Annotated in this window: 5 protein-coding genes and 1 pseudogene; 1 reads left to right on the top strand and 5 read right to left on the bottom strand. The window is 75.6% G+C overall.

Features of this window, described 5'->3' with window-relative positions:
- A pseudogene (locus ACIQOV_RS30175) lies at positions 1 to 238 on the top strand (hypothetical protein); the annotation flags it as partial.
- A 254-nt stretch (positions 239 to 492) separates the two neighbouring features.
- Here the strand turns inward: ACIQOV_RS30175 and ACIQOV_RS30170 are convergent.
- From ACIQOV_RS30170 to ACIQOV_RS30150, 5 genes are all read right to left on the bottom strand, one after another.
- A complete protein-coding gene (locus ACIQOV_RS30170; protein WP_401053760.1) occupies positions 493 to 1035 on the bottom strand; it encodes a HEAT repeat domain-containing protein in 543 nt (180 codons plus the stop codon).
- 245 nt (positions 1036 to 1280) lie between these two features.
- A complete protein-coding gene (locus ACIQOV_RS30165; RefSeq protein WP_401053758.1) occupies positions 1281 to 1604 on the bottom strand; it encodes a hypothetical protein in 324 nt (107 codons plus the stop codon).
- 183 nt (positions 1605 to 1787) lie between these two features.
- Positions 1788 to 2654 carry an ABC transporter permease gene (locus ACIQOV_RS30160; protein WP_401053757.1) on the bottom strand — a complete coding sequence of 289 codons (867 nt, stop codon included), beginning with the start codon at positions 2652 to 2654 and terminating at the stop codon, positions 1788 to 1790.
- Positions 2614 to 3456: an ATP-binding cassette domain-containing protein gene (locus tag ACIQOV_RS30155; protein WP_401053756.1), complete on the bottom strand. Its 843-nt coding sequence runs from the start codon at positions 3454 to 3456 to the stop codon at positions 2614 to 2616. The genes ACIQOV_RS30160 and ACIQOV_RS30155 overlap by 41 nt, the downstream gene beginning before the upstream one ends.
- The gene (locus ACIQOV_RS30150; protein WP_401053755.1) at positions 3453 to 3992 is read right to left on the bottom strand and encodes a MarR family winged helix-turn-helix transcriptional regulator; all 540 of its coding nucleotides are present in this window, start codon (positions 3990 to 3992) and stop codon (positions 3453 to 3455) included. The genes ACIQOV_RS30155 and ACIQOV_RS30150 overlap by 4 nt, the downstream gene beginning before the upstream one ends.
- Between the last annotated feature and the right edge of the window lie 236 nt (positions 3993 to 4228).

The following is a 4228-nucleotide window of genomic DNA, read 5'->3' as shown; positions in this document are numbered from 1 at the left end:
CGGCCCGGTCCCGCCGCCCGAGCCGCCGCCGCGCGGGACGTCGGCCTTCCGGCCCCTGCCGGGGGACGAGGCCGTCCGTGTGGGGGCGGACGGCACGCGGCTGTGGCGCTCGCGGTTCGAGCCGGAGGCGAGCGAGGTCTTCGGCCACCGGCCCGGCTGCGAACTGTCCCCGGACGGGCGGGTGCTGTGGGTCCACCGGCCCGACGCCATGGCCGGCCGCGGCCGCCCGGCCGCCTGAGCGCCGACACCATCGTCGCCACCCTCGTCGGCCAGGACGAGGACGAGGAGGACTGGTTCCGCCACTACCGCCTCGACGCCCGCACCGGCCGCGTCCACGGCGCGTTCGACGCCCGCGCCACGGACCCGTACGACATCCGCCCGCTCGGCGACGGCTCCTGGTTCACCACCGGCCCCGACGGCCACCCCGTGCGCCACACCTGCGCCCGACCGGTGTCCGACCGGCGTCCTGACTCGGCCCGCCGCCGGGCCCGTTCACCGGGCCGTACGGGCGGCGCCGCGTTCGTAGATCGCGCCGCCGGGGATGTACCAGCCCGCCTTCTTGCGGACCGCCGGGCTCGGGTCCCGGTCATGGGAGGCCCGCAGGGCGGCCACGGCCCGGGCCTCGGTGCGGGCGAAGCGGCCGACGAGCTCGGCGGCCCTGGCCCGCACGCCCGGGTCGGGATCGTGGGCCAGGTGGCGCAGCGCGGGTTCGAGGACCCGGTCCGCGCCCGGTGCGCACGTGTCGCCCTTGCACCGGTCGCAGGCCAGGGCGTGGAAGGCGGCGGTCCTCACCCGGGCGTCCGGGTCGTCGGCCATGGCGACGAGTTGGTCCATGGACTCGGTGTCGACCAGGTGGTCCAGCAGCCGGCAGCAGCCCTCCCGCACGGCCGCGTTCTCGTGGGACAGGCCCGCCCGCACGGCCCCGAGCACGTCCTGCCCGCGCCGCAGCAGTTCCCGGTGGGCGGCCACCGTGCGCTGGGGGTCGCCCAGGCAGGAGACGAGGGCTTCGTTGTCGGTGCTGACGAATCCGAGCATGCGCCCAGTGTCGGGCCGCAAAACGGTGCCGGGCAAAGGGATTTCACCGCGCCGCCACGGCCGCTGCGGCCGGGCTCCGGCCGGCCGGCCTCGGACACCGTCCGGCCCTCGCCCCTGGGCGGCGTGGACGCCGGCGTGGACACGCGGATCGTCCGGGGCGGCCCGCTCGTCGTCCTCCCACGGCCGGGCGTCCGCCGGCGGAAACGGTTCGCCCGGCCGGCGCGGCCCCGCGGCCGGCTGCCCCGTCAGGTGGCAGGGCGGGCGGCGGACAGGCGCAGCCTGAAGGGCGACCCGTTGGCGGTGGGCGTCCAGCCCTCGGTGCGCGCGGACCGGATGCCCGCGGCGACCTCCCGCGGCATGATCACGTGGGCCGGCACCGCGTCCGGGGTGTGCCGGGTGGGTCGGCCGGTGTCCACGACGAGCGTCGTTGCGGGGTGGGCGGCGTCCTCCACCGCGTAGCCCAGGGTGCTGCCCTCGAAGTCGCAGCACCAGTGCTGCTTGGTGACGCGCCAGCGGTACGCCACGCCGTCGACGACGATGCGGCGCGCGCCCTTCTTGGCCAGTGCCACGGTGCTGCCTCCCGGTGTTCGGCCCGGCGGCCCGGCGGCCCGTCCGTCGGGCCGCTCTGCCGGCCTGCCGGCCTGCCGGCCTGCCGGGAGGAAGTCTCCTGGTGCGGCGCGCGCTTGTCACCGGGTTTCCCGGTGCCGTGGCCCGGGACGCCGTCAGGTCCGGGGTCCGTTCCCTCCGCCCTCCTAGCGCGCGAGGCGCCCGAGGAGGGCGGAGGAGGCGGCGATGCCGAGGAGGGTGGCGAAGGCGAGGACGGCGAAGTCCAGGGGCAGGTGGGAGGGGGTGCCGATGAGCAGGCCGCGCAGCGCGTCGACCTGGTAGCTGAGCGGGTTGGCCTTGCTGACGGCCTGGAGCCAGCCGGGCATCAGGGCGATCGGGTAGAGGGCGTTGGAGGCGAAGAACAGCGGCATGGTGATGGCCTGGCCGATGCCCATCAGGCGGTCGCGGGTGAGCACGATCCCGGCGATGGCCATCGACAGGCAGGAGAAGAACGCCGAGCCGAGCAGGACGGCGACGACGACGCCGAGCAGCCGCAGCGGGTTCCAGGTCATGGCGACGCCGAGGGCGGCGGCGATCAGCACCACCACCGCGGCCTGCAGGACGGCCTTCACCCCGGCGGCGAAGGCCTTGCCGGTGACCAGGGCGGCGCGCGGGGTCGGGGTGACCAGCAGTTTGGTGAGGACTCCGGAGTCCCGCTCCCAGATGATCATGATGCCGTAGAAGATCGCGATGAACATCGCGGACTGGGCGATGATGCCGGGCGCGAGGAAGTCCAGGTACGGGATGCCGCCGGTGGGGATCGCCTTGAGGCGGGTGAAGGTCTGGCCGAAGATCAGCAGCCACAGTGCCGGCTGGACCGCCCGGGTGTACAGCTCGGTGCGGTCGTGGCGCAGCTTCTGCAGTTCGACGGCGCACATCGCGCCGATGCGGGCGGGCACCAGGCGCCAGCCGGTGCGGGCGCGCGGGGGCACCAGCAGCAGGGACAGGTCGGGGCCGGCGGCGTCGGCGGATTCAGCCGACGCGGCCCGCGGTGCGGCGGGTTCGGCGGACATCGCTGAAGTCTCCTTCGGTCGCGTCGGCCAGTTGCCGGCCGGCGAAGTGGCGGAAGACGTCGTCGAGGCTGGGGTCCGGCCGGGCCGGGTCGGCCCGGTGGACCTGCTCCTTGAGCTCGGCGGGGGTGCCGAGCGCGCGGATGCGGCCGCGGTCCATGAGGGCGATGCGGTCGCAGTGGCGGTCGGCCTCGTCCATGTAGTGGGTGGTGACCAGGACGGTCATGCCGGTGGCGGCGCGTACGGCGTCCACGCGTTCCCACACGCCGGTGCGGGCGATCGGGTCCAGGCCGATGGTGGGTTCGTCCAGGACGAGCAGGCGCGGGGCACTGACCAGGGCCTGGGCGAGTTCGAGGCGGCGCACCATGCCGCCGGAGTAGGTGGCGGCCATCCGCTCGGCGGCCTCGGTGAGGTCGACGGCGGCCAGCGCCTGGGCGACGCGGCGGGCGCGTTCGGCGCGCGGGACGTCGAAGACGCGGGCGAACAGGGCGACGTTCTCGCGTCCGGTCAGCCCGGCGTCGGCGGACAGCTGCTGGGGGACGTAGCCGAGCAGGCGGCGCACCTGCATGGGGTGGCGGGTGGCGTCGTGGCCGAAGACGCGGACCATGCCGGCGCCGACGGGCAGCAGGGTGGTGATCGCGCGGATGGTGGTGGTCTTGCCGGCGCCGTTGGGGCCGAGCAGGCCGAACACCTCGCCGGTGCGCACGGTCAGGTCGATCCGGTCGACGGCCCGGGTGGTCTTGCCGTGGCCGTGGCGGAAGACGTACTCCAGGCCCTGGCACACCACCGCGTCCTCGGTGCTCATGGCTCCTCCTCCCCGGAGGCTCCTCCGGGTGCTGCGGGTGCTGCGGGTGCTGCGGGTGCTGCGGGTGCTGCGGGCAGGGTGCGCAGGCCTTCGGCGACCTGCCGCAGAGCGGGCAGGGCGGCGGCCAGGGCCTCGCGCCGGTCGGCGGGCAGGCCGGCGACGACGTCCTCCATCAGCGCGCGGCGGCGCCGGCGCCAGGCCTCGATCCGCTCGACGGCCTCGGGGGTGGCGTGCAGGAGGGCGGCCCGGCGGTCGGCGGGGTCGGTCTCGCGGCGCAGCAGGCCGAGGGCGACGAGCTGGTTGACGAGGGTGGACACCGAGTTGCCGGCCAGGCACAGCTCCTCGGCGGCCTCGGAGACGCGCAGTCCGGGGGTTTCCGTCACCAGGCGCAGCAGTTCGACCTGGGCGCCGCGCAGGCGGGGTTCGTCCATCGTCTGCCGCAGGCGGCGGCGGACCAGTCGCTGGATGCCGACGAGGAGGGTGGAGAACTCGTCCGCCGGCGCGACGTCGAGCGTGTGCGGCTCTGTCGCGGTCATACCCTCATTTTAGCTCTCAGTGAGAGCTATCCGTCGAGAGCGCGGCGCCTCCCTTCGGCAGGCCGCCCCGCGCCCGAACATCCCGCGCGGGGAAGTCGGCCCCGCCGACTTCCCACTCCGCCCCCACCCGGGGTGGTTCGGATGCGGAGCAGTGTCTCAGGTGGCGCGTTGGCCGTGGAGGAGGGCGGGCAGGGAGCGGCCGGCGAGGGCCTCGGCGGCCCGGGCGGCCTGGGAGG

Source organism: Kitasatospora sp. NPDC091257 (assembly GCF_044757675.1).
Classification (GTDB): Bacteria; Actinomycetota; Actinomycetes; order Streptomycetales; family Streptomycetaceae; genus Kitasatospora; species Kitasatospora lactacystinica.
Note: the sequence above shows the minus strand (reverse complement) of the source record. Positions and strands in the feature narration are given on the sequence as shown.

Excerpts from the sequence above, each read along its gene's own strand:
- ACIQOV_RS30170 (WP_401053760.1), bottom strand. The coding sequence starts at position 1,035 with ATGCTCGGATTCGTCAGCACCGACAACGAAGCCCTCGTCTCCTGCCTG.
- ACIQOV_RS30160 (WP_401053757.1), bottom strand. The coding sequence starts at position 2,654 with ATGTCCGCCGAACCCGCCGCACCGCGGGCCGCGTCGGCTGAATCCGCC.
- ACIQOV_RS30155 (WP_401053756.1), bottom strand. The coding sequence starts at position 3,456 with ATGAGCACCGAGGACGCGGTGGTGTGCCAGGGCCTGGAGTACGTCTTC.
- ACIQOV_RS30150 (WP_401053755.1), bottom strand. The coding sequence starts at position 3,992 with ATGACCGCGACAGAGCCGCACACGCTCGACGTCGCGCCGGCGGACGAG.